The following is a 24,138-nucleotide window of genomic DNA, read 5'->3' on the forward strand; positions in this document are numbered from 1 at the left end:
ATGAATGAGAAAAGAGTAGAACTTTTAGCACCCGCAGGGTCGCTTGAGGGAATGAAGGCGGCAATCAATGCAGGGGCAGATGCGGTTTATATCGGGGGTCTGATGTTTGGCGCGAGGGCATATGCCGATAACCTGAATGAGGAAACCCTAAAATATGCGATAGACTATGCTCATTTGCACGGCAGAAAGCTCTATCTTACAGTAAATACGCTGCTGAAAAACGAAGAACTAAATGGCAAGCTCTACAGCTATCTAAAGGAGTACTATGAGCATGGTCTGGATGCCGTCATTGTCCAGGATATGGGCGTTTTCCAGTTTGTGAGGGAGCATTTTCCGCAGCTTCCAATCCATGTGAGCACACAGATGAGCATCAGCGGTGTGGAGGGAGTAAAAATGCTTCAGGAATTAGGAGCATCCCGCGTCGTGACGGCAAGAGAGCTTTCCCTGAAGGAACTTCGTGAAATCTATGATGAGACAGGCATGGAGATAGAGAGCTTTGTTCATGGCGCCCTTTGCTATTGCTACTCCGGTCAATGCCTGATGAGCAGTTTTATCGGCGGAAGAAGCGGCAATCGCGGCAGGTGTGCCCAGCCGTGCAGATTACCTTATAAGGTAATGAAGAACGGAAAACAAATTAATTCCAACAAGGAAACTTACGTGTTGAGTCCAAAGGATATGTGCACCATTGATATCATCCCTGATATTATTGAGGCAGGGGTTTATTCCTTTAAGATAGAAGGGCGAATGAAGAAGCCGGAATATGCGGCAGGAGTTGCTCGCATTTACCGCAAATATATTGACTTATATTTGGAAAAAGGACGGACAGGTTATCGTGTGGCGGAGCATGACAGAAAAGAGCTGGAGGATATTTTCAACCGCTGCGGTTTTAATCAAGGCTATTATAAGACACATAACGGAAGAGACATGATTACGCTTAAAGAACCGGTAAAACGTGCCAGAAATGAAGCGCTTTTTGATGAGCTTACCCAGTATGCCGATAAGGAACCGAAGGAAAAAATAAGCGGCGTACTGACGTTACGGGTGGGAAAACCCGCAAAGCTAAAGCTTAATTTTCAGCACATCGAAGCGGAAGTAACAGGAGCCGAGGTGGAACCTGCCTTGAAACAACCGATGGACCGGGAGAGAATTGAAAAGCAAATCAAAAAGACAGGAAACACGCCGTTTGAATTTGAAATTCTAACGATTGAGATGGAAGAAGCTGTTTTTATGCCAATCCAAGGGCTAAATGAGCTTAGAAGAGCGGCATTAGAAGAGCTTGAGTCGAAAATACTGGCAGAGTATAAGAGGAATCAGTCAGAGACAGCAATGCAGGAGCTGACAGCCCCCAAAAAGGAAGCTGTCAAAAAACGGACGGAATTCCCAATCCACGTTTATATTGAACAGGAAGCCTATTTACAGGAGGTTTTAAAATTCAAGGAAGTGGAGAAGGTTTATCTGGACATCAATCTGATTGAGAAGCCGATGAAGTATTATGCTGATTTATGCCATCATGCTGGGAAAAAGTGTATCTTAAGTTTACCACATATTTTCAGGAATACGAAAAATACCACATATCAGCCGTATGAGGACTTTCTTATAGAGGAACTGGATGGCATCTTAGTGAAAAATTATGAAGAATATCGGTATTTAAAATCGTTAAATTATACGAAAGAGATTATAATTGACTATAATGTCTATACTTTTAATCAGAAAGCACATGAATTCTGGATGAAGGAAAAGGTGACAAGTGACACGGCACCGGTGGAATTAAATGACAGAGAGCTTGCCAGACGCGGGGTTTCGGAAAGTGAATTCATCGTGTACGGTCATCTTCCGGTTATGGTTTCGGCACAATGTGTTCATAAAACAACGGAGAAATGTGATAAAATAAACACGAAGCTGTATTTAAAGGATAGAATGAATAAACAGTTTTTTGTACGGAACAATTGTAAATACTGCTACAACGTCATTTATAATTGTGAACCTCTTGTACTGCTGGAAAATGCAAAAGAGATAAGAGAGCTGTCTCCAAAGAGTCTGAGACTTCATTTTACAATCGAGGAGCCAAAAGAGACAGCCGAAATTTTAAGGCAGTATACCGACTGCTTTGTCTATCAAAATCAGGTCAATCATTCATTTAAGACATTTACAAGAGGACATTTTAAACGAGGAATAGAGTAGGTGCTAATGTGACAAACATACTAATTGAACTATCCAGATATCTAATCATAATAGCAATTGCGATTTACACATATAAGGGTTTTGCAATCTTTCGCTTTCATGAAGAGGAGGACAAAAATGCGGTTTTGCGGGTACAGAACCAGCTTATGTTCGCCATTCATTTTATGGCGTTTTTGGTTTTGTTTTTGACGACAAAGACGACAGAAATTATTATTTTGTATTTGGCGCAGGTGATATTTTTATCTGCCGTCATCGCCTTGTATCGTGTGATTTATCCAAAGGCATCACGACTGATTATCAACCATATGTGCATGCTGCTTGCGATCAGTTTTATCATTTTAACAAGATTATCCTATACCAAGTCCATCAAGCAGTTTAAAATCGTGATTATATCGACGATTATTACACTTTTTATCCCATATCTGATAAAGAAGCTCAAATTCTTGGATAAACTGGGATATGTCTATGCAGGTGTTGGAATTGGACTGTTAGGGCTTGTGGCGATTGCGGGAAGCATCAGCTACGGTGCAAAGCTGTCATTTAGCATCGGAGGAGTCAGCTTACAGCCTTCGGAGTTTATCAAAATTACCTTTGTCTTTTTTGCCGCAGCCTTATTAAGTAAATCACAGGAACTAAAGCAGCTTATTATCGTGACGGGGCTTGCCGGTCTCCATGTTTTGATTTTGGTGGCTTCCAAGGATCTTGGAGGGGCTTTGATTTACTTTATAACCTATACTTTTATGCTGTATGTGGCGTCAAAAGAATATCTTTATCTGACAGGAGGTCTGCTTGCCGGGGCATTTGCGGCTCTTGCAGGCTATAAGCTTTTCAGTCACGTAAGAGTCAGGGTTATCGCATGGCAGGACCCTTTCCGGGTCATTGAGAACGAGGGCTATCAAATCAGCCAGTCCCTCTTTGCTATCGGAACGGGAGGCTGGTTTGGAATGGGCTTGTATCAGGGTATTCCTGACACGATACCGGTTGTGGATCAGGATTTTATCTTTTCGGCAATCGTGGAGGAGCTGGGCGGTATTTTCGGATTGTGCCTAATTTTAATCTGTGTGAGCTGTTTCGTAATGTTTGTTAATATTGCCATGCAGGCAAAAGATGATTTTTACAGGCTTGTCGCGCTTGGTCTTGCTCTTATGTACGGATTCCAGGTGTTTTTGACGATAGGAGGAGTGACCAAATTTATCCCACTTACGGGAGTGACGCTGCCGCTTGTCAGCTATGGAGGAAGTTCGATCCTAAGTACGCTAATTATGTTTGCAATTATTCAGGGACTATATATTTTGAAACAAGATGAGGACGAAAAAGTTGAAAAAGTTAAATCAGATTCTGGAAGAAAGACAAGACAAACAGAAAAGAAAAAGAAAGAAGAATTCTGACAACAGGGAGCTTTCTGTGGTGGTTTACATATTTGTGGGGCTTTTTATTCTTCTTATGGGGTATTTTGTCTATTACAATGTCATGATAAGCCCGACTGCGATTAACAGCTCTTACAATAAGAGGCAGGATTTATTTGCAAAAAAAGTGGTAAGAGGCGAGATACGGTCGGCGGACGGAAAAGTGCTTGCAAAAACGAACGTAAGCGATGACAAGACGGAGACAAGAGAGTATCCGTATAATAATATATATGCCCATGTGGTAGGCTATTCCACAAAGGGAAAAGCTGGGCTTGAATCACTTATGAACTTTAGCCTTCTACGCTCCAATGCACCGTTATTAGAGAGGGTTGTGAAGGAATTTCAGGGAGTAAAAAACACCGGTGACAACGTGATTACAACTCTTGACAGCAAAATTCAGGAGACCGCCTATAATGCGTTGGGTTCGCACAACGGAGCTATTGTTGTGATGGAGGCAGATACAGGCAAAATATTGGCAATGGTTTCAAAGCCGGACTATAACCCAAACAATATTGACTCGTTGTGGGACAGTCTCGTTGCTGCGGAAAATACAGAGGACAGCTCATTATTAAACCGTGCGACACAGGGAAAATATCCTCCGGGCTCTACCTTCAAGATGCTGACACTTTTGGAGTATATCAGGGAGAATCCTGACAGCTATCAGGATTATACTTACTCTTGTACCGGACAGATTTCAGTGGATGGAAGTGTGATTAACTGTTATCACAACACGGCACACGGCGAAGTGGACTTATTTGAGTCCTTTGCAAAATCCTGTAATTCCTCGTTTGCAAATATCGGATTAAGTCTGGATATCACAGCGCTTTCTAATCTATGTGACAAATTTTTATTCAATGAGGAATTGCCTTATGCAATGGTGTATAACAAAAGCAGCTTCAGCCTTACAAAAAACTCGGAGACCTATGATATCATGCAGACCATGATAGGTCAGGGAGAGACACTTGTATCACCGCTTCATATGGCATTGCTTGCCCAGACCATAGCAAATGAAGGCGTTATGATGAAGCCTTATCTTGTTGACCATACAGAAAATTATGAAGGAAGAATAATCAAGCAATACACTTCATCCGCTTACGGAACGATAATTTCCACGGATGAGGCTGCTATAATGAAGGATTTTATGCACGAAGTTGTCGAAAAAGGTACGGCATCTAAGCTGAGCGGCCAGACCTATACGGTTGCAGGAAAAACAGGCTCGGCGGAATTTGGAAATGTTAAGGGGCAAAGCCATGCATGGTTTGTCGGCTTTTCCGAGGTAGAGGATTCCGATATTGTAGTCAGCATTATTGTGGAGGAAGCCGGAGCCGGAAGTGAATATGCAGTTCCGATTGCCAAGAAAATATTTGACGCATATTATAACTAAGTTCTTGCATGGATACAGGAAAAGGGTTATACTATAGTTAGTCGTGTGACACACCATAATACAGGAGGGATTGCAATGATTGAAGCAACTAGCTGTGGCGGTGTGGTAATATTTCGGGGCAAAATATTGGTCTTGTATAAAAATTTTAAAAATAAGTATGAAGGCTGGGTTTTACCAAAAGGAACTGTGGAGGACGGAGAGGATTACAAGGAAACCGCTGCAAGAGAAGTTCTTGAAGAAACCGGAGTGAATGCTGCAATTATTAAATATGTTGGCAAAAGCCAATATAGCTTTAATGTGCCGGAGGACACAGTTGAAAAAGATGTTCATTGGTATTTAATGATGGCTGATAGTTATTACAGCAAACCACAGCGTGAGGAATATTTTATGGATTCAGGCTATTATAAGTTTCATGAAGCCTACCATCTGCTAAAATTTTCCAATGAGAAGCAAATTTTAGAAAAAGCGTATAATGAATATTTGGACTTAAAGAAGTATAATCTTTGGGGAAGCCACAAGTATTTCTAATCGAATGAAAGCCTGTCTTTGACAGGCTTTTTTTATAGCATATCTTGCGTAATTTCGAGAGCTATGCTATAGTATAACTTATGTTAGGTCTAACTAACCGCTTGGTACAATAGGAAATATTCAGCAAAAGAGGAATGTAAGATGAATTTAAATAACTTAGTGCTGCAATATGCAAAGGCAAATCTTGAAATAGACGGCTCATACCGCCTGTCCATCCCGCCCGGAAGCAAGGTGACTGCCCAGACTACCGTAAAGGGTGTGTGTGGTTTCGTGATTCCGATATGCGGCAGGGCAAAATTTACGGTATGCAATGAGGAATATGAATTAAAGAGAGGGGTTATCCTTCACGCCGGTTCCGGTATGGACTTGAGCAAGGAGGTAATCGGAGACAAAAACTGGGAATTTATTTTGCTCCATTACAGGGTACTTGGCGAGGAAAGGACAAAAGAATCGCTTATGGATATGAATTATACCATGAAGGTTTTCCCTGATCAGCATGAGGAAATTATAAAAATACTCGATGCCATTCTCTCCCTGCAAAAAGAATTTGGCACAAAACATGTTTTAAAAAATAAAATTTTGTTATATGAGCTGATTGCAAAGATATTCAGCTTTTCTGAGGTTCGGCAGAGTGCAGAGCCAAAGGATAAGATAGAAGAGGTGTTAGGCTATATTCACGAACACTTGGAAGAAAACTTGTCTGTGTCTGAGATTGCCGAAAATTTTCAATGGAATGCAAAGCAGTTTAATTATTCCTTCCAGAAAAGAGTAGGGCTTTCCCCGAAGAAATATATTATGACGACTCAGATCAAACGTGCCAAGGAGCTTTTATTGGAAAGCGATCTCCCCATCATAGAAATAGCAAATCAGGTGGGATATGAGGATGCTTTGCATTTTAGCCGGATTTTTAAGCAAAATACGGGCGTTTCTCCCAGCTTGTTTCGACGTCAGGTAGAAAAAAATCCATATTAATTTGAAAAAAGTCTATTCAAATTTTAGATTTGGTATGTTATATTTTCCTTTGTAATTGAAAATGAGTATCATAATCAAAAGGAGAATATTATGAAGAAACCAATATCGTTATTAACAGTAGGTGTGTTGTCTTTATCCCTGCTTGCGGGTTGCGGCAGTAACAGTGCAGCAACAGAGGAGGCAACTGCAACAGAAGCTTCGGCAGAGACAACTGAAGTGACAAATACAGAGGAAGATATTGCTGACATCGCAGAAACAGAAAGCAGTGAGACGGTTTCTGCAGGCATTACATATCCATATGTCTACACAGACGAGGCGGACAGAGAGGTTACAATCGAGGAGGAGCCAACTGTTATTGTGGCAAATTACTTACCGCTTTGGGAAAGTTTAACTTTACTCGGTGTTAAGCCGACTGCCGTGACAGGTGCTGAAAACTACATCGCTACGTGGGATGCATTTGAGGGCTACGATGTAACCGGAGTTCAGGATTTGGGTACAGATGGAATAAATTTAGAGTTACTGGCAGAATTACAGCCCGACATTATTTTAAACCAGAGTGCTGATATGGGAAATCTGGATATTGAAAATCTGGAAAAGGTAGCTCCGGTAGTTGTTTTCGGAAACGCATCAAAAATGGATTGGAGACTTAGCTTAAGAGAAGTGGCAAAGGTCGTAAATAAAGAAGAAAAAGCGGAGGAAGTAATCGCCGAGGTGGATGCCAAATTGGCTGAGGAGAGAGAAAAGCTTGCCGCAAAATACGAAGGACAGACAATGATACAGTTCTCGGTTATGGGTGAGGATAAGTACTTCGCGGCATATCGCCCTGATTTATACGATAAGGAAACCGGTTTGGGACTGAATGCTCCGGAAGGTTTCACCACATCCGAAACCTATGAGCAGCTTTCTATGGAAGCTATTGTGCAGATGAATCCGGATTACATTTTTGTAAATGTATTTGACGGAGATGAAGCATTATTGGAAGCATTGGAACAAAATTCCGTATGGCAGTCTCTAAAAGCAGTGCAGGACGGACATGTATACCGCCTGGACGGCAGCGGACATGCAGCAAGTGCTCTTGCTACTTTATACACGGTTAACTTTATTACAGACGCATTAACCGCAGAATAGAAAAGGTAAACTCGGCATAAGCATTTGCCCGAGCACGCATCATGCAAGGCAGCATAAAGCACGCAAAGTGTGAGCAAAGCTCACACTTTTTTATGCGCACGAATGCAGGCGGAAGATGTCACTGCGTGGCTGCTTTGTTATGCTGTCTGTTTTAGCTACAGAGGAAAGGCGGAAAGGAGAAACTATGAACGCCGCTAAACAACCACCAAAAAACAGGACACAGATTTGCATTATCGTTATAACAGGAAGCTTGCTTGTACTTGGGGCAGCTATATTTTTATCTCTCATAACGGGGGCTGCGAGTTTATCGCTTCGAACCGTATCTGATTCATTTTTTCACTTTGAAGCAGGAAACTCTAGTCATCTGCTCGTACGCGATATGAGAGTGCCAAGAGTGATGGCTGGCGCACTCATCGGTGCCGCGCTTGCTGTAGCAGGAGCTATTATGCAGGGAATGACTAAAAATCCACTTGCCGATTCTGGCTTGATGGGACTCAGTGCCGGAGCGGGCTTATTTTTGGCTATTTCGTTGGTTATTATGCAGGGAATGAGCTATTCGGGTATTATCGTCATGACTTTTTTAGGCGCAGCCTTCGGTGCGGTCTGTGTAAATATTGTAAGCACTCTGGTTCCCGGCGGAAACCAGCCAATGAAGCTTGTTTTGGCAGGTGCAACCATAAGCACGCTGTTTTCCGCTATCAGCCAGGCATTTGCAATCTATACAAACAGTTCCCAGAGTATTATGTTTTGGACGCTGGGAAACGTATCCGGCACAAATTGGGCACAGTTAAAAATAGGTGGGCCGGTTATTTTATTCAGCCTTATCATTGCAATTATGCTGTCTCGAAGAATTTCTATATTAAATATGGGAGAAGAAATGGCGAAAGGACTCGGTGTCAATACAAAGCAAACCCAAATTATAGGGAGTGTTGTTGTTGTTCTTCTTTCGGGAACCTCTTTTGCCCTGTGCGGCAGTATCACCTTTGTCGGAATGATGATACCGCATTTTGCAAGATTTCTGATAGGCCCTGATTACAGACTTGTTATACCGGTCAGTGCAGTTCAGGGAGCTGCTCTGGTTGTCATTGCGGATATACTTTCAAAGACCTTGAGTCCGCCTGCGGAAATACCGATTGGAGCAATTATTTCCATTATAGGTGTTCCGATCTTTCTCTATTATGCAAGAAAAGAAAAGGGGAGGGATTAGACATGAGACACTTATTTGAAAAATATAAATACCAATGTACTTTGGTTCTAACCCTTGCGCTGTTAATTGTTTTATTTTTTATCAGTATCAATGCGGGCTATACAAAAATTGGCTTCTTCGATGTTTTAAGAATACTGACCGGAGGCGGAGATTCAAGAGAGAACCTTGTCATATTCAGCTTTCGGCTTCCTCGTATTGTGATTGCCATATTGATTGGTATGGGCTTTTCGCTTTCAGGCTGTGTTCTACAGGGAATTACAAGAAATCCCCTCGCTGATCCGGGGCTGATGGGAATTAATTCAGGAGCCGGAATTGTCGTTGTAATCTTCACTACTTTATCCGGAACATTGAGTATCGGAAGCGTTCTGATGCTACCGTTTTTCTCCCTTCTTGGGGCATTGCTCACAAGTATGGTATTGTATATCATTTCAACCGATAAAACCTATGGCTTGAAACCGACACGCCTTATCTTAAACGGTATAGCAATTCAAGCCGGTATTAACGCTCTTATGACCTTGATTGTATTGCAGCTTGACGATACCCAGTTTGATTTTATAGCCGTATGGCAGGCGGGGAGCATCTGGAATTCGAATTGGAAGCTGGTTGCCAGCCTTGTTCCGTGGATTGTCATCGGCATGTTCTTCCTTTTTTATAAGGCGAAGGAGCTTGATATTTTAATGGTAGGAGATGAGTTATCCTCCGGTCTTGGCGTCTCGGTTGCAAAGGAGAAGAAAAAACTGTTATTTGCAGCGGTGGCATTGGCAGCGGCATCCGTAACAGTAAGCGGCAGTCTGCATTTTGTCGGGCTTTTAGGACCTCATATGGCAAGGCGGATTGTGGGTGCAAGGCATAAGGCCTTATTGCCGTTTTGTGCCCTGACAGGGGCTATTTTGGTGCTTGCAGCGGACACAATCGGAAGAACGATTGTTGAGCCGTCCGAAATACCAGCAGGAATTATAGCTGCCATATTAGGAGCACCTTACTTTATATTTTTAATGATTACAAACAGCCGTATGAAGAAGGAGAGGTAAAAGAATGACGGATTTTAAAATAAAAGACATTGAAGTAAGCTATGGAGAAAATACGATTATCAACAATTTAAGCTTCGACGTTCCGATCGGCAAGATAACGACTATCATAGGCCCTAACGGCTGCGGAAAGTCAACGCTCCTAAAAACCATTGGGAGAATTATGAAAGCCAAAAACGGAGCAGTTTATCTGGACGGAAAAGATATTCACACGTTATCCAGCAAAGAATTTGCAAAAAAGCTTGCCATTCTTCCCCAAACTCCGATTGCTCCGGATGGACTTACCGCTGAGGAACTGGTTTCCTACGGCAGATATGCCCACCAGAAGGGGTTTGGAAAGCAAAGCGAGAAGGACAAGGAAATTGTAAGATGGGCATTGGAGGCGACGAATCTCTCAGAGCTTGGTCAGAGAAATGTCGATAACATGTCAGGTGGACAGAGACAGCGTGTCTGGATTGCGATGGCGTTGGCACAGCAGACTGACATGATTTTGTTAGATGAGCCTACCACCTATCTGGATGTAGCATACCAGCTTGAGGTATTAGAGCTTCTTGAAGACTTAAACAAGATACACGGCTGTACGATTGTCATGGTTTTACATGATATTAATCTTGCCTCCCGCTACGCGGATTATCTTATCGCATTAAAAGGCGGTAATATTGTGAGTTTTGGTACTCCTCGTGAGGTTGTGACAAAGGAGCTGCTTCGAGAGGTTTATCAGATTGATGCTGATATTATGACGGAGGAGCACAGCAAAAAGCCTGTCTGCATTTCTTACAGGCTGACAAACAGAAAAAAAGCGATTGATAAAGTGAAACTTAATTTAGATGGGGTTTTACCCCAACTAAATTGTAGTTGAACTTATCTAGGGACGTAGCAGCTGTTATTCCCACTTTTTAAGTGGGGATATTACAGCTGGTAGTCATCAGATAAAGGCATAAAGGCGGTAGGTTAATATGAAAAAAATAGCGATTTACGGGAAAGGCGGTATCGGAAAATCCACAACCGTATCAAACCTGTCTGCGGCACTTGCGGTAAGCGGTTTGAAGGTAATGCAGATTGGTTGTGATCCAAAGGCAGATTCTACAAGAAATCTGACCGGTGGTGAAAAGATTCCGACCGTTTTGGAGTTACTTCGAGATAAAGAAAATGTGACATTAGAAGATTTGGTTTATGTGGGGGACGAGGGAGTTCTATGCGTGGAAGCGGGAGGTCCGGTACCCGGTATCGGCTGCGCCGGAAGAGGAATCATTACAGCATTTGAAAAGCTTGAGGAGTTAAATGCCTTTGAGGTATACCAGCCGGATATCGTGTTGTACGACGTGCTTGGCGATGTGGTCTGCGGTGGCTTTGCCATGCCGATACGCGGCGGTTACGCGGAGGAGGTATACATTGTGTCCTCCGGTGAAATGATGTCGCTGTATGCGGCTTCTAACATTGCCTCGGCAGTAAAAATGTTTGGAAAACGAAAATATGCTTCGTTAAAAGGCATTATTTTGAACAGCAAAAATATTGAAAATGAAGAAGCACTTGTGGAACAGGCGGCAAAGGAGATTGAGACAGACGTCATCTATAAGATCCCCCGAAATCCTTTGGTACAGCAGGCGGAGGCACTTGGGAAAACAGTTGTCAGTGCCTTTCCTGACAGTGAAATGTCAAAAACCTATTCTGCTCTTGCTGCGATGCTTTAGAGAAAGGAATATTATATGAGTAACCCAAACAAGGCGTTTCGCCTATCTGAAATAGAGAGCAATCAAGGCATCCGCTTTTCTCATGCAGGCGCCACCCCTGGGCATCACTGTCCGATGCACACTGCCTTATCCGCTGTCCGCAGCATGAAAGGTGTGTCAACTCTTGTTGTAGGAATGCCCGAATGCGGATTTTACAGCAGATATGTATTGGAAAATCCCATCGGTGTAAACGGGGAGCTTCACTACACATACATACTTGATTCAAACGAGGTGGTGTTTGGCTGTCGTGACGGTTTAATCGCAGCATTGGAAGAGATGGAGCGAGATCAGGCAAAGGCAATTGTCGTTGTGATGACCTGTATTCCGGCATTGATTGGTGAAGACATTGCGGAGATTACCGAAACCTTTTCCGAGGAACACGACACAAAAGCAGTCTGTCTTGACTTGGCACATTACAAAAGGAATGGCTATGAGGCAGGCTTCTATGAAATTTACGCCGCTTTGACGGCATTTTGTGATAAGCCTGATCCGATTAAAACGTCCCAAAGACAGGTGACCTTACTCGGACAGGCATCCGGCGCAGAAGCAGATTTGCTAAAGAGTTGGATAAGCAAGAATGATTATCAAATAACAGAGATAAATCCCCGTCTTATCCTCCAAGATTTTATACAGGTGACAAGCTCTTGCCTTACCATTGTAACTCACATTCATTTCCTTCCTTTGGCAAAAAAGCTGGAAAAGGAATATGAGATTCCGTTTGTCTTTTTAGGCGGTGCTTATTCACTTTCAGAGATTAAAGAGTGTTATCTGGAAATTCAAACCAGACTTTCCTTATCGGATATCCCGGAGTTTCCGTCATTTTCTTTGGCGGAGCAGTTGGAGGCACAGGTAAAAAAAGAACTGGCTGGCAGTCATTTTATTGTGACAAACACTATTGAGGATATTCTGCCGCTGACAAAATATTTGTGCTCTCTGTCAATAAAGCCTTGTTTTCTCCATTTGGAGGAATACCAGCCTTGGATGAAGGCGTGGAAGGAAGAAATTATTTCTTATTCCGCAAATCCACTTATTTCCTATGTCGTACGAAAGGATGCAGGAGAGGAGTTGTTAAAAGAATCCGGATTTTGGGAGGAAACAGGATTTCGTTTTTCCATCGGGGAGAGGGGAGTCGGGGAAACAGCACATATCAAGGCACAACGCTCACTAGGGCTTTCCTCGATTGGCTGCGAGAGAACATTTTCTTTGTTAAAACGCCTGGAAGGAATTTGGAAGGAGGAACATCATGCCACTGTATAAAAACAGACCTGAACCATCAGGCAGAATGGGGCTTTTATGGGCTCTTGCACCTGTTTCTGATGCGGCAATCATCGAATTTGGCTCTATGGGGCATATGATTTATGCAGATAAATTTCTGGGGCACACCGGACTTGTAAAATATGCAAAGCTTGTTACCACTCACTTATCAGAGAAGGATATCGCACTTGGTATCACAAAGCGCTTGGAGGACAGCGTAAAGGAGATTGTGAGGAAGAAGGAGGCGAAAGCCATATTTTTGCTGCCCTCAAGTGTACCGGAAATGATTGGAACGGACTTGGAGGCAATCGGAGGGGAACTGCAATTTTCATACCCGGATATTCCGATTGTTACCTTTAAGGCGGGAAATTTTAAAGCAACGAAAGAGCAGGGAATGGAGGAAGCATATTACAGTCTTGTGAAGAAATTCTCAGAGTTTCATGCTTTTGAGGCTGCGGACAGACTTAGCAAAGGAACGCTGCGCTTTAACTTGATTGGACCGGCATGTGATTGGTCTCGTTTTCAATCGGATGCGAGGGAAATCAGCAGAATGCTGACAGGAGCCTTTCATATGGAGGAAGCGGCAATATTTGGCTCTTCTTCGACTGTTGAATCGCTTCTTAAAATGTCTCAGGCAGACATTACCCTTGTCCTTCGAAAAGACGGAATCAAGGCGGCGAAGGAACTGGAAAGACAGTACAAAATTCCGTATTTGTACCTGACTCCATATGGTTATACCGGAACACTTCAATGGATAGAGCGGCTGGAGGAGGTACTTGCTAAAAAGGCAGATATAAGTTTCTTAGAGCAGGAAAAACAGGAGGTCAGTCACGTTGTATCACATTGCAGAGAATGGGTGAATTACCGAAAAGCCAAAGCAAAGCTGTGGGTTGGGGGAGAGGATGAGCTTTCGGGAGGCTTACAGGAGTTTGCTGTCACTGACTTGGGATTTTTGCCGGGAGAGGGCGAGATTCATATGTCAGATTTGCATGAGTTAAGAGAAAATCCGGGTAAATGTTCGACTGAGATACGTCGAAGCACCTTGTCCAATGATATCAATCCTTATGAAGCGCCCTTTATGGGATTTCGCGGTGCCATGAATTTATGCTCGCTCTGGTATCAGCATCTCACAACCGGATAAGGGTTATATTGCTTTACATGTGTAAACAAAATATTAAATTTCTAAAATAAACTCAAACTTTCTTAACTCTTTTTAAAACCATAGTCTCTTTCCTATTTTAGGAGTATAATCACTGAGAAGATTATATCAAACACTAACTAGGAAAGAAGGATGAAGTCTATGGTTCAACTGTTTCGCGATATGTCAATCAAGGCAAAATTATTGGGAGGTTTTTTACTTATCGCCATACTTTCACTCATTATTGGTGTGTATGGTTCCGTCAATATGAATAAAATTGCCGCGAAGGGCAATCTTATGTATTCGGACAATCTAAGGAGCATTGATCAATTACATTCAATCAACGAGGAATTATATGCAATTCGAGGAGACGTAAATATCATTGCATATTCAAAGGACCCTGACGCAATCAAAAAGGCGGCTGAAACGGTTGAGGAGCTGCGTATTGTTAATCAGGAATATATTGATGCATATGGAAAGAACAACCTTTCAGAAGAAGAACGAGATAACTGGAATGCTTTTTTAGCGGATGTGGAAACGTATAAAAGTGCAAGACAGGAACTGATTGATGCGGCTTTGGCAGGACAATATGACGCGGCTCTTACCAAATTGCCTGAAGTCACAACAATCCGAGAAGAGATGATGACAAAGCTTGATGCTTTTATTGCTTCAGAACAGGAGGTAGCAAGTGTAGGAAATGAAGCGAATCAAGCAATCGCTGCTACTTCTTCACTGGTAATGGGTATTCTGATTATCATCGGTATTGTTGCATCAATCGGTCTTGGTATCGGTTTATCCTTCAGTATTGCAAATGCAGTTAAGAAAGGGCTTAACTTTGCCGCTGCACTGGGAGATGGGGACTTAACGGTCAAGATTGATACAAAGGGCAAGGATGAGCTCGGAAAATTGATTATAGCATTGAATGAAGCTCAGACGAATATGAGACAAATTGTTTCCGGTATCGTGGAGCAGACAGACGAGGTTGCTGCTGCCAGCGAGGAGCTATCCGCAACACTGGAGGAAATATCAGGAAGCTTTGAAAGTATCAATGATAATACCTCAACAATCGCAGATGGAGTACTGGATATTCAGTCTGCCACACAGCAATTGACAGCCACTGTGGAGCAGGTCGATTCGGGCGTTACCCAGCTTGCAACCAATTCCTCTGAGGGAAGCAGCCAGGCGGCTGAAATCAAGAGCCGTGCAATTGAAATCAAGAAAAAGGGCGGCGAGTCACAGCAGTCTGCAGAAGCTCTCTTTATTGAAAAACAGAAAAATATATTGGATTCAATTGAAAAGGGTAAGGTCGTAGAGGAAATTTCCAATATTGCAAACCTGATTAACGGTATTGCAAGCCAGACTAATTTACTTGCTTTAAATGCTTCAATTGAAGCTGCAAGGGCGGGAGAGCACGGTAAAGGCTTTGCGGTTGTGGCAACGGAAATCGGTACTCTGGCAAGCCAATCCACCCAATATGTAAGCGAGATTACTGCGGTAGTAAACAATGTAAAAAGTGCCTTTGACAATCTGGCAAACAACTCCAAGCAGGTACTGGATTATATGGATGCTGATGTAAGAGCGGGCTTTGCTTTACTTGTCGACACAGGTATAACTTACGAGAAAGATGCTGTTTATGTAAGCGGCTTGTCGCAGGATACAGCGGCAATGGCAGAGGAATTAAATGCTTCCACCGAGGAAATCTCAAGTGTTATCCAGACCATTGCAGCCAATATGGATCACACCGCTGCGAGCTTTCATGAAATTCGGGTTAACATGAAGGAAACAACGGAAGCGATGGATCACATTGCAAAGACAGCAGAGAATCAGGCTGTGATTGCAGAGACCTTGAGTAATCTGACTTCCAGATTTAAAATATAATCATACAAGTAAAATAACCAGGTTCCTTTTTGTGTGCAGGAACTTGGTTATTTTGATTCGACCATATTTTCGTAATATAAAAAATAACCTTCACATATGATTTATTAGTATATTAATATAAGGTGGAAGGAAAATGGAGTCAGAAATAAATGTACTAAAGCGAACAAAAGACACGTTGCGTGCCTTCGTGGATGCTGTCATTCCACGTTCCCCGGGACTTGTCCCCAAATATGGAGCAGTACAATATTACGGTGCGGTCGATTTTCTTGTAGAAGAGTACCTGATTGTAACCTTAAATGAATATGTGCCGAATCTGGCGGAGGCGGTAGCAGAAATGCTCAATATTGCAGCACAAAAGCTGATTTCCAGAAGGGAAAACAAGGAGAATCTTATCTTATCGGAAAGCGGAATTTTTGCCTCCCTTGCACCGAATGACAGACTGCTCGCTATTGCTTTGTTAAAAAAACATCAATATACTTCCTCCCAACTGCTTTCTCCTTTTGAAGCCATATATTTTAATGTCACAGACAATCTGGTACGAATGACGATAATGGGATACTATTCGGAGTGGTTTGGTTATGGGACAACAAGGCTGCTGCTGCCAAACGACCGTGAATTGGAATTTTACCCATTAAGCTGGGAACAGGTAGGTTATCCGGGACCGAGACCTCCGCGCCCGCTAAGAGCGGTGCCACCAGAAGGGAGTGTAGAAAATGAATCAGAATTTTGACGTTATTGTAATTGGCGCAGGAGGCGGAGGCGCTGTCGTTGCAAAGGAGCTTAGCGAGAAAGGACTTCATGTTGCTGTTTTAGAAGCAGGACCTTGGTATGGAAATAAAAAATGGGAAAAGCCGAATGACGAACAGGGCGGAGAAAGCAGCGCAGATTTTAATGATTTAGATATCGGAATCTTAAAGGAGTGCTTTACTGATTTAGAGGAGGATATGAACAGCCTTATATCAGGAAGATTTCGCTGGGGTCCTGCCGATAGAAACAGGGCGCCGTGGGAGAGAAGGGTACCGCACGGCGGCTTCACATGGCAAAATTCGGGAGTAGGAGGCAGCACCCTCCATTATCTTGGAAATCACCCAAGAGCTTTTCCAAAGTCTATAGAGGAAACATGGCCCATTTCCTATCAGGAATTAATTCCTTATTATGAGAGGGTGGAACGAGCATTACCCGTAATCTCTGCTCCGGCAACCGCCAAGGAGAACATATTTTATTATGGGGCAAATAAAATGGGATGGGCACGACTTGATACGCCAGATGTTTTTGAACCCGGATACCGTCCGCAGCCAAATGCAATATTGCTGCGAAACCAGCCCTATTCCTTTGCGGGAGAGGGAAGTTTGGACTATGAGGGGTATGGCTGTACGTTTCGGGGACATTGCGTAAATGGCTGCAACATTGGTCCGACAGTGGACTCCGTTGCAAAGCGCGCCACTCTGGTGAGCTATATTCCGTTTGCTTTAAAAACCGGGAACGTGGAAATCCTTCCAAATATGTTTGTAATTGAAGTTTTGACTGAAATCTTCTGCACCGGAGAGAAACAGGCAATTGGGGTGGTGGCTCGAAACACCTGGTCAGGCGAGACGAAGGAATTTCGTGCAAAAGTGATTGTCATGGCGGCGGGTGCAATTGAAACCCCGAGACTTTGGCTCAATTCAAAGCTTCCTGACAATCCTTGGGTAGGAAGAGGTCTGGTAAATCATTGGTTTGACTCTATTACCGGAATTTTTGATGAGCATGTACTGCAAACGGCAATTGACAGAGAAAACATCAATCCTTTTGTCGGTCAAAATGCTGCTGCCAGATTCGATTATCCAGGCCTTGGGGTGCTCGAAACATACGGCTCCAGTCCTGCAATCTTTGCGACACTTCTCTATGCTTCCAGCGAAAAAGGCTTTTATTTTGAAAATGATACAAAGAATCAGGAATGGGACTATGAGGGAATGATTGCAGGTGAACTGTTAAAAGAATGCATGATGAATTACCAAAAAACACTTAGCATTGTCAGCTTTACCGATGACGAGGTCAATGAGCAGAATAGCGTTACACTTGATATGCAGACACGGGATGAAAACGGCTATATTCCTATTATCCGCTATCATCCGAGCCAGAATGACCGTATAAAGAGGGATAATCTTGCAGTTATTGCCGCAAATATTTTACGGGCGGCAGGAGCTAAAATAGTAGTTCGGGCGAATTGGTCGCCTGATATTTATATTCATATTATGAGTACAATGAGAATGGGGCTTGTCACGGATAACAATTGTGAGGCATTTCAGGTAAAAAGGCTCTACATAGCAGATAACAGTGTTTTATACAATGCTTTGGGCGGACCAAATCCAACGCTTACGACGCAGGCTCTTGCAACCCGCACCGCAGATAAGCTTTTTGAAAAATACTTTGCACACTAAATATGTTTCGGAATAAACTAATATCGAAAAGATATCGTGACTGTGAGGGTACCAAACAGTTATCAGATTTCAATATTTAGGAGGCTTATATAAGTTCATATGGATAATATAATTTATCGCACAGAAGACAATCCCGCAATGGGAATTCCATATCAGGATATAAGCTGGCATGATATTCCAGAGCAGCCCTTTGGTCTGGCATCCCGGTTTAATCTGTTTGTATTTGGCGATGCAAATAATATTGTGGACGTAGAAGGTGCTGTGGCAATCGGAGGCAGCTTTTACAGTCCAAGAGGTGTAAGCGTCGGTTTCCAAATGAGAGGAAGTACTCCAGAAACAGAATTTTCACCCGACCTTGTAAGATATATGACGGGAAATGTTACATCCACAAAAGGCCCTTTGGTTGTAATCGGCCATGCGGTGTCCGGTGGTGGTTTTCAGTCCTCCCCGGGAAGCACCTATTACATCGGAAAAAATCATATGGCGGATCAGATTGATGAACTGAGACGGCTGTATGAAGCGAGGGGCGGAAGCCCTTACTGGATTCCTAGCGACAGAGAAGAATATTATTTAATTTCCAGTTATGATGTTCCGCGTATTATACCGGCTTCCAGAATAAACGCAAATCTTCCTGCATTTTTCCAAGCCGCAAGAAGAAGTATGGAAGCGTTTAAGACTTGTATTGAGCAATTAAGCACAAACGGAACCGTGACAAGTAATTCCTATGAGTGGATACTGAACGGAACCGATCCGAAACAAAATATTTTCACCATCGATGTAAGTCCGAACGGACTGATAAATAAAGCCATTCGTCTGAATGTACCGGCTGGCAGCGTTTCCATTATAAGATTCAAAACAGGTCCGCATGCTCATCTGCAAGCAGGAGTATATGGAGATAAAAGTCTTACAAACCGCACACTCTATGTATTTGAGGATGCAACGGAAATTCATATGGAGAAATCCTCTGACATATGGGGAAGCATCTTGGCTCCTCAAGCAATGTTCCATGGCCATAAAACAGGCGGTCATGTAAGTGGAAATGCAGTATTAAATGGCTTTGCCGTAAATGCGAACAGTGGTTTTGAATTTCATAACTATCCGTTTATAGGAGGGGTTGTGTGCGGAGAGGTTATGCCGGGAGAAGAGGTTATCACACCACCAACACCAGCACCTATGCCAACACCGACACCTATGCCAACACCGACACCTATGCCAACACCAGTGCCTATGCCAACACCGACACCGGTACCAACACCAGCACCTATGCCAACGCCTACACCGGCACCAACACCTATGCCTATGCCAACACCTACGCCTATGCCGATGCCGGAAGTTACACCTTGCCCGGCGTGTCCTGAGCCGACACCTTGCCCTACACCACGACCGTGCCCATCTTGCCCAGAACCAACACCTTGCCCAACACCGCAGCCGTGTCCATCTTGCCCAGAACCAACACCTTGTCCAACACCGCAACCTTGCCCAACACCGCAACCTTGTCCTACTTGTCCGACGTGTCCGACATGCCCAGAACCAGTTGTTTGCCCGACATGCCCGACGTGTCCTGAGCCAGTTGTTTGCCCAACGTGTCCGACCTGTCCTGAACCAACACCATGCCCAGAATGTCCGACTTGCCCTGAGTGCCCAGTATGCCCGGAGAGAGAAGAAGTTTCGGACAGACGGCCTATTCCATTCCCTGTCATGGTAAAAGTGACACCGCAGAGGCCTTGCCCTCCGTGTCCGAGCTGCGAGGTTACCGCCGGTGTTATTGCAGGCTGTATTTGTGGCTGTGAATGTCGCAGAAGCCATGAGTGGGAGGTTATGCTTTACGAGATTATAAATGACAGGAAAGTTATGGTTGCCTGTGATACAATTTGCCATATGGAATGTTTTGAGTTTAACGTAGGCTACGGCGGGACATATGTATTGAGAGTATGCCCGGTAAGAACGAATTGGTTTTCAAATACTTGCAGACCGAAAATAAAGTTTACCAATATTGGTGTATCTAATTTTATGGTCGAATAATTTAGATAAAAGCTCTATGTGCTGATAAATTAGTGCATAGAGCTTTTTTGCTGCTAAATCGTTACTGGTACAAATTATACAAGTTTCTATAATATAAAAAAGGTCCAACCCCTAGAGGTTGAACCCTTCAACAAAAAATTTATTTACAGTATTGAGCAATCAAATTTAAAAGGTCGTTTAAGTTACATGAGCTAAAATTGAAACACATATCGCATATCCTCCTTTATAGTTTGTTTTCTTAAGAACAAGTTAATTGTAACACTAATGAAACATAATTGTAATATTTAAAGAATGGTAAGAGAAGCAGCTATTGGAAGATATGGAAATTCAGCATATTAGGGGTAACAGGTAAGTGATTAGACTTTTAAATTATTTTGTCAGCGAATTTCCTTTATCTGTAAAAGACGATAATTTTTCGGTGAACAGCCCTTATATTTTAAAAATATCTCCGCATAATAACTTGGGTTGTTAAAGCCGCAGGAAAATGCAATTTCCGTAATACTTAAGTTGGTTCCGGATAATAATCCAATGCTAACCTCAAGACGGTAGGTATTTAAAAAGTCAATCGGTGTTCTCTTTAAATAATTTTTAAAAATCTGACAGCATTTGCTTCGGCAAACCCCACCCGCCTGTGCGATTTCATCTAATGTGATTTTTGACTTATAATTGTCATAGATAAATGCCACCATATTTTTCTGTATCAGGACATCGGGGTTATCCGTATATTCCTTTGTATTTAGTTTGCCACTCACAAGAGAAAACCAATTGAGCCACATAAGATTTAGTCTGCTCAAAGCATGTAACTCAAACCCGGGCTCTTTTTTCTCATAAATCTCTGCCAGCTCGTCAAAAAAGCGGATTAGCTTTGCTTCCTCAGTAATTTCGGCATTTAAGTATTGCTGTGCAATGCAGGAATGTTCTATAATAGGATCAATATACTTGTTTTTAATACCGATACTTCCAGACAAAAGCTGAGGCTTAAACAAGACGCAGAGAAACTCACAATCCTGATTTTCATTAGAAAAACCATAATGAAGCTGCTTGGAATTGATGATGAGGGCATCACCCTCCCGAATCAAAAACTTCTGTCCGTTTACATAGTAATACATTTCCCCTTTTAGAGACTTGATAAATTCGATATCGCCATGCCAGTGGCACAGTGCCTTTTTCTGGGGAAAATACGAAAGATTTCCCGTTTTAACATAGATAGGAATATTGATATCATCATAATGGACAATCTCAGAAAAATCCTTTAACACACTTAAATTCACCATAGTACACTTCCTTATAAATACGATTGTTATAGTCGAACGGAAAATATTGATAGTTATAATAATTATAATATACTATTATTATAGCAGACAAGATAAATATCGCAACCATATAGGTTGGATTGTAATTTTAGGAGGAGAACGATAATTATGACAATGAGAGAGAGAATAGCCTCCGGCAAGCTATTTACGGACTATTGTGAAGGACTTCCAGAGGACAGAATGTTTGCAAAGAAAAGAATGTTTGCTTTTAACAATACACCGCCGGATTCCTTGGAGGAGCGTACAAGACTTATACAGGAGATATTTGGGTGCGAGACAAAAGTATGGATAGAGCCGCCCTTTTATTTTTGTTACGGAACAAATATTGAAATCGGGGAGGGCTCCTATATCAATTTCAATTGCAATTTTGTGGATGATACGAATATTACACTCGGAAAAAAGGTTATGCTTGGACCAAATGTCACAATTGCGACAGTGGGACACCCTATCAATCCGGATTATCGGGAATACATGTATGCAGATCCTATCAAAATCGGCGATAACTGCTGGATTGGTGCCGGAAGCATCATCTGCCCAGGCGTGACAATCGGAGAAAACAGCGTAATCGGTGCGGGAAGTGTAGTGACAAAGAATATTCCGGCAAACAGCGTGGCAGTCGGGAATCCGTGTAAGGTTCTCAGAGAGATTGACGAACACGACAGAAATTATTATTATAAAGATAGAAAAATAACAGCAGAGGATTTAAAAGAAGAAGCAAAGCTGAGATAACACTAATATGGTAAGATAAAGGAGAATAACTATGAAGGTAATATTTTTAGATATTGACGGAACACTGGTCGGATATGATATGAAAATACCCGAATCTGCAATTAAGGCGATTCAGGAAACGAGAAAAAGAGGAAATAAGGTTTATTTGACGACAGGAAGAAGCAAGGCTGAGGTTTATGAAAACCTTTGGGAAATCGGTCTTGATGGAATGATTGGCGGAAACGGCATGTACATCGAAGATAACGGTGTGGTAATCCAAGACCTCGTCATGAAAAAAGAGGATGTTATAAAAGCAGTGGACTGGATGAAGGAACATGATTTGGGCTTTTATTTAGAGAGTAAAAACGGCCTGTTTGGCAGTGATAATCTTGCGGAGAAATCCTCCCTTGTCATGTACGGCGAGGATACCGAGGAGCACAGAAAGCAAATAGATGCTGTATTTCCTCATATGATATTCGGCACTGATTTTTATCGCGACGATATCGCAAAAATCAGCTTCTGCCTTTATCCTGATTTGTTGGACGAGGCAAAGGAAAAATTCGGCGATATCCTAAAGGTAAGCAGCTGGTCCGGTTCCGGCAAAAAGCAGGAATTCGGTGAATTTGCAATCTTAGGTATCGATAAGGTGCATGCGGTTGACACGCTGCTGGAATATCTAAAGGTTGGTAAGGAAGATACCTTTGCTTTCGGCGATGCAGCAAGTGACAAACAGATGGTAGAATACTGTGAAGTTGGCATTGCAATGGGAAATGCCGAGGAAGGATTAAAGGAAGCAGCCGATTTCGTAACAGACACCGTTGCCGATGACGGACTTTGGAATGCATTTGTAAGATACAATCTTGTATAGAAAAATGTTTTTATTATATCGTTTATTTCAAAATCTGCGAAAATTTTTACCTTTCGCAGATTTTTTTATAGCATAAGAAAGTTCTTTGAACTTCCTATACTATACGTGACTGCATTCGGCGCGGCAAAGCAGACACTCCCTCATGAATGAGGGAGTAGGGAGTTGATGCGGACTTGTCCGCTTTGTTATATAATGTTATACTGTAACTTATCGGAAGTGCATTAAGGAGGACAGAATGAGAGGACTTGGAACAATTATCAATACAGTCGCCGTGATTTTGGGAAGCGGCTTTGGATTATTTTTAAAAAACGGATTAAAGCAAAAGATGCAGGATATCCTGATGCAAACTTGCGGTCTGGCAGTTATCTTTATCGGAATAGCCGGGACGCTTCAGGGCATGATTACGGTTACAGACGGAAAAATTCAGACAAGCGGCTCCATGCTTTTGATTTTTTCACTTGTTATCGGAGGTATTGTTGGAGAGCTGTTAAATATTGAAAACTTTTTAGATACGCTTGGTGATAAATTAAAAGAACTGGCACATGTGAAGGAGGACAATCGTTTTGTGGAGGGGTTTGTCAATACCTCCCTTATTATTTGCGTCGGTGCAATGGCGATTGTGGGTTCTATTCAGGACGGATTGAGCGGAGATTACTCTATGCTTGCAGCAAAGGCTGTATTGGACTTGGTAATTGTCGTGGTTTTTGCCTCTACATACGGAATCGGGGTTATGTTTTCAGCAATCCCTATTTTTGTTTATCAGGGCAGCATCACACTTCTTGCTGCGCTTGCAGGTTCCTTTTTGGGAGATCAGCTCATTGCTAATCTTTCCTTCATCGGCTCTGCCCTTATTTTTTGTGTGGGTGTCAACATCGCCTTTGGGAAAAAATTCAGAGTAGGAAATATGCTTCCGGCATTTTTTATTCCGGTTATATATGAAGTGATTTTGCATTTTTAATATTATGTGGGTTAG

20 protein-coding genes are annotated in these 24,138 nt (G+C 42.6%); 19 read left to right on the forward strand and 1 reads right to left on the reverse strand.

Annotated elements, in window-relative coordinates:
* The 16 genes from CTY48_RS08260 (at position 1) to CTY48_RS08335 (ending at position 20,276) form a co-directional block, all read left to right on the forward strand.
* Positions 1–2,181 (forward strand): U32 family peptidase, encoded by a 2,181-nt coding sequence (locus CTY48_RS08260; protein ID WP_099468031.1) that lies wholly within the window; start codon positions 1–3, stop codon positions 2,179–2,181.
* A gap of 8 nt (positions 2,182–2,189) precedes the next feature.
* Positions 2,190–3,569 (forward strand): FtsW/RodA/SpoVE family cell cycle protein, encoded by a 1,380-nt coding sequence (locus tag CTY48_RS08265; protein ID WP_099468032.1) that lies wholly within the window; start codon positions 2,190–2,192, stop codon positions 3,567–3,569.
* Positions 3,484–4,971, forward strand: coding sequence for a peptidoglycan D,D-transpeptidase FtsI family protein (locus CTY48_RS08270; RefSeq protein WP_408609842.1), 1,488 nt, complete (start codon positions 3,484–3,486; stop codon positions 4,969–4,971). The genes CTY48_RS08265 and CTY48_RS08270 overlap by 86 nt, the downstream gene beginning before the upstream one ends.
* 75 nt (positions 4,972–5,046) lie before the next feature.
* Positions 5,047–5,499 (forward strand): NUDIX hydrolase, encoded by a 453-nt coding sequence (locus tag CTY48_RS08275; RefSeq protein ID WP_099468033.1) that lies wholly within the window; start codon positions 5,047–5,049, stop codon positions 5,497–5,499.
* Positions 5,500–5,640: 141 nt separating this feature from the next.
* The gene (locus tag CTY48_RS08280; RefSeq protein WP_099468034.1) at positions 5,641–6,471 is read left to right on the forward strand and encodes a helix-turn-helix domain-containing protein; all 831 of its coding nucleotides are present in this window, start codon (positions 5,641–5,643) and stop codon (positions 6,469–6,471) included.
* Positions 6,472–6,561: 90 nt separating this feature from the next.
* On the forward strand, positions 6,562–7,599 hold the full coding sequence (locus CTY48_RS08285; RefSeq protein ID WP_099468035.1) for an ABC transporter substrate-binding protein: 1,038 nt from the start codon (positions 6,562–6,564) through the stop codon (positions 7,597–7,599).
* Positions 7,600–7,783: 184 nt separating this feature from the next.
* Entirely contained in the window at positions 7,784–8,806 is a 1,023-nt protein-coding gene (locus tag CTY48_RS08290) for a FecCD family ABC transporter permease (RefSeq protein ID WP_180272684.1), read from the forward strand.
* A gap of 2 nt (positions 8,807–8,808) precedes the next feature.
* Positions 8,809–9,837, forward strand: a complete 1,029-nt coding sequence (locus tag CTY48_RS08295) for a FecCD family ABC transporter permease (RefSeq protein WP_099468037.1) — start codon at positions 8,809–8,811, stop codon at positions 9,835–9,837.
* Positions 9,838–9,841: 4 nt separating this feature from the next.
* A complete protein-coding gene (locus tag CTY48_RS08300) occupies positions 9,842–10,693 on the forward strand; it encodes an ABC transporter ATP-binding protein (protein ID WP_099468038.1) in 852 nt (283 codons plus the stop codon).
* A gap of 97 nt (positions 10,694–10,790) precedes the next feature.
* On the forward strand, positions 10,791–11,525 hold the full coding sequence (locus CTY48_RS08305) for a nucleotide-binding protein (protein WP_099468039.1): 735 nt from the start codon (positions 10,791–10,793) through the stop codon (positions 11,523–11,525).
* A gap of 15 nt (positions 11,526–11,540) precedes the next feature.
* A complete protein-coding gene (locus CTY48_RS08310) occupies positions 11,541–12,821 on the forward strand; it encodes a nitrogenase component 1 (protein ID WP_099468040.1) in 1,281 nt (426 codons plus the stop codon).
* Entirely contained in the window at positions 12,808–13,959 is a 1,152-nt protein-coding gene (locus CTY48_RS08315) for a nitrogenase component 1 (RefSeq protein ID WP_099468041.1), read from the forward strand. Before CTY48_RS08310 ends, CTY48_RS08315 begins: the two co-directional genes overlap by 14 nt.
* Positions 13,960–14,118: 159 nt before the next feature.
* Positions 14,119–15,834 (forward strand): methyl-accepting chemotaxis protein, encoded by a 1,716-nt coding sequence (locus CTY48_RS08320; RefSeq protein WP_180272685.1) that lies wholly within the window; start codon positions 14,119–14,121, stop codon positions 15,832–15,834.
* Positions 15,835–15,967: 133 nt separating this feature from the next.
* Positions 15,968–16,564 carry a hypothetical protein gene (locus tag CTY48_RS08325; RefSeq protein ID WP_099468043.1) on the forward strand — a complete coding sequence of 199 codons (597 nt, stop codon included), beginning with the start codon at positions 15,968–15,970 and terminating at the stop codon, positions 16,562–16,564.
* Positions 16,548–18,254: a GMC family oxidoreductase N-terminal domain-containing protein gene (locus CTY48_RS08330; protein WP_099468044.1), complete on the forward strand. Its 1,707-nt coding sequence runs from the start codon at positions 16,548–16,550 to the stop codon at positions 18,252–18,254. Before CTY48_RS08325 ends, CTY48_RS08330 begins: the two co-directional genes overlap by 17 nt.
* A gap of 99 nt (positions 18,255–18,353) precedes the next feature.
* On the forward strand, positions 18,354–20,276 hold the full coding sequence (locus CTY48_RS08335) for a choice-of-anchor A family protein (protein WP_099468045.1): 1,923 nt from the start codon (positions 18,354–18,356) through the stop codon (positions 20,274–20,276).
* 377 nt (positions 20,277–20,653) lie between these two features.
* Here the strand turns inward: CTY48_RS08335 and CTY48_RS08340 are convergent, their stop codons facing one another.
* Positions 20,654–21,550 (reverse strand): AraC family transcriptional regulator, encoded by an 897-nt coding sequence (locus tag CTY48_RS08340; protein ID WP_099468046.1) that lies wholly within the window; start codon positions 21,548–21,550, stop codon positions 20,654–20,656.
* Positions 21,551–21,697: 147 nt separating this feature from the next.
* On the opposite strand from CTY48_RS08340, the gene CTY48_RS08345 reads away from it, so the two are divergent.
* The 3 genes from CTY48_RS08345 to CTY48_RS08355 all read left to right on the forward strand — a co-directional run bounded on the left by CTY48_RS08345 (position 21,698) and on the right by CTY48_RS08355 (position 24,123).
* Positions 21,698–22,318 (forward strand): sugar O-acetyltransferase, encoded by a 621-nt coding sequence (locus CTY48_RS08345; RefSeq protein ID WP_099468047.1) that lies wholly within the window; start codon positions 21,698–21,700, stop codon positions 22,316–22,318.
* Between the two features lie 31 nt (positions 22,319–22,349).
* On the forward strand, positions 22,350–23,165 hold the full coding sequence (locus CTY48_RS08350) for a Cof-type HAD-IIB family hydrolase (RefSeq protein ID WP_099468048.1): 816 nt from the start codon (positions 22,350–22,352) through the stop codon (positions 23,163–23,165).
* 235 nt (positions 23,166–23,400) lie between these two features.
* Complete coding sequence (locus tag CTY48_RS08355; protein WP_099468049.1) at positions 23,401–24,123, forward strand: DUF554 domain-containing protein; 723 nt, start codon at positions 23,401–23,403, stop codon at positions 24,121–24,123.
* Positions 24,124–24,138 lie beyond the last annotated feature (15 nt).

Origin of the sequence: Konateibacter massiliensis (genome assembly GCF_900184995.1) — a bacterium.
Taxonomy (GTDB): domain Bacteria; phylum Bacillota; class Clostridia; order Lachnospirales; family Lachnospiraceae; genus Lachnotalea; species Lachnotalea massiliensis.

Excerpts from the sequence above, each read along its gene's own strand:
- CTY48_RS08260 (WP_099468031.1), top strand. The coding sequence starts at position 1 with ATGAATGAGAAAAGAGTAGAACTTTTAGCACCCGCAGGGTCGCTTGAG.
- CTY48_RS08270 (WP_408609842.1), top strand. The coding sequence starts at position 3,484 with ATGAGGACGAAAAAGTTGAAAAAGTTAAATCAGATTCTGGAAGAAAGA.
- CTY48_RS08275 (WP_099468033.1), top strand. The coding sequence starts at position 5,047 with ATGATTGAAGCAACTAGCTGTGGCGGTGTGGTAATATTTCGGGGCAAA.
- CTY48_RS08280 (WP_099468034.1), top strand. The coding sequence starts at position 5,641 with ATGAATTTAAATAACTTAGTGCTGCAATATGCAAAGGCAAATCTTGAA.
- CTY48_RS08285 (WP_099468035.1), top strand. The coding sequence starts at position 6,562 with ATGAAGAAACCAATATCGTTATTAACAGTAGGTGTGTTGTCTTTATCC.
- CTY48_RS08290 (WP_180272684.1), top strand. The coding sequence starts at position 7,784 with ATGAACGCCGCTAAACAACCACCAAAAAACAGGACACAGATTTGCATT.
- CTY48_RS08295 (WP_099468037.1), top strand. The coding sequence starts at position 8,809 with ATGAGACACTTATTTGAAAAATATAAATACCAATGTACTTTGGTTCTA.
- CTY48_RS08300 (WP_099468038.1), top strand. The coding sequence starts at position 9,842 with ATGACGGATTTTAAAATAAAAGACATTGAAGTAAGCTATGGAGAAAAT.
- CTY48_RS08305 (WP_099468039.1), top strand. The coding sequence starts at position 10,791 with ATGAAAAAAATAGCGATTTACGGGAAAGGCGGTATCGGAAAATCCACA.
- CTY48_RS08310 (WP_099468040.1), top strand. The coding sequence starts at position 11,541 with ATGAGTAACCCAAACAAGGCGTTTCGCCTATCTGAAATAGAGAGCAAT.
- CTY48_RS08315 (WP_099468041.1), top strand. The coding sequence starts at position 12,808 with ATGCCACTGTATAAAAACAGACCTGAACCATCAGGCAGAATGGGGCTT.
- CTY48_RS08320 (WP_180272685.1), top strand. The coding sequence starts at position 14,119 with ATGGTTCAACTGTTTCGCGATATGTCAATCAAGGCAAAATTATTGGGA.
- CTY48_RS08325 (WP_099468043.1), top strand. The coding sequence starts at position 15,968 with ATGGAGTCAGAAATAAATGTACTAAAGCGAACAAAAGACACGTTGCGT.
- CTY48_RS08330 (WP_099468044.1), top strand. The coding sequence starts at position 16,548 with ATGAATCAGAATTTTGACGTTATTGTAATTGGCGCAGGAGGCGGAGGC.
- CTY48_RS08335 (WP_099468045.1), top strand. The coding sequence starts at position 18,354 with ATGGATAATATAATTTATCGCACAGAAGACAATCCCGCAATGGGAATT.
- CTY48_RS08340 (WP_099468046.1), bottom strand. The coding sequence starts at position 21,550 with ATGGTGAATTTAAGTGTGTTAAAGGATTTTTCTGAGATTGTCCATTAT.
- CTY48_RS08345 (WP_099468047.1), top strand. The coding sequence starts at position 21,698 with ATGACAATGAGAGAGAGAATAGCCTCCGGCAAGCTATTTACGGACTAT.
- CTY48_RS08350 (WP_099468048.1), top strand. The coding sequence starts at position 22,350 with ATGAAGGTAATATTTTTAGATATTGACGGAACACTGGTCGGATATGAT.
- CTY48_RS08355 (WP_099468049.1), top strand. The coding sequence starts at position 23,401 with ATGAGAGGACTTGGAACAATTATCAATACAGTCGCCGTGATTTTGGGA.